This window comes from Vibrio sp. 1401 (genome assembly GCF_033340295.1).
The window spans coordinates 1-821 of sequence record NZ_JAWOWF010000246.1 but is presented as its reverse complement, the minus strand read 5'-3'; the positions used below and the strand labels follow the sequence as shown (position 1 = coordinate 821).

The 821-nt window shown below is 48.7% G+C and carries 1 protein-coding gene; it reads left to right on the top strand.

Annotation, left to right across the window (positions count from 1 at the left end):
• Nucleotides 1-16: 16 nt before the first annotated feature.
• On the top strand, nucleotides 17-821 hold an 805-nt coding region (locus tag R7Z77_RS24865; protein ID WP_318136985.1), incomplete at its 3' end, for an Hsp70 family protein.

Genomic DNA, 821 nt, shown 5'->3' with positions numbered 1-821 from the left:
GAAGGTTTGGTTTTGTATGGCATCTCCTCGTTTTCTTGTTGGTATTGACCTTGGCACCACAAACACTGTGGTGGCCTACTGTGAAATAACCGACAACCTTGAACAATCCGAAGTATCCCTATTTGACATTGACCAACTGATTGGTCCGGGCGAAGTCGTTCGTAAACCACTTCTGCCCTCTTTCCGCTATCATCCAGCTGTAGGTCAAATCTCCCCTTCTGACCTCACTCTTCCTTGGGACAACGAACCTGTTGCCGGCGACATTAACAATGTCATCGTTGGTGAATGGGCTCGCGAATTAGGCGCGAAAGTAGAAGGCCGTCAGGTATCCAGCGCGAAAAGCTGGCTCTCACACCAAGCGGTTGATCGTAACTCAGACATTCTTCCTTGGGCTGGTGCGCAAGACGTGGATAAAGTCTCGCCAGTTATTGCCAGCGCAAGTTACCTCAATCACATTCGTCAAGCATGGAACTACCGTCATCCAAGTAACAAACTCGAAGACCAAGACGTAGTTGTCACCGTTCCTGCATCATTTGATGAAACCGCGCGTAAACTGACACTTGAAGCCGCCGAGCTTGCTGGCTTGAAAAAAATCGTCTTGCTCGAAGAGCCACAGGCGGTGTGTTACGACTGGTATGCACGCCACCAGCAAACTGCGGCTGACGAATTAAAAGATCTGCCACTAATCCTTGTTTGCGATGTGGGTGGTGGTACAACAGACTTAAGTCTTATCGAAGCTAAGTTCACTCATGACGACTTAGCACTTGATCGTATTGGCGTTGGTGAACACTTAATGCTAGGTGGTGATAACCTCGACTTAG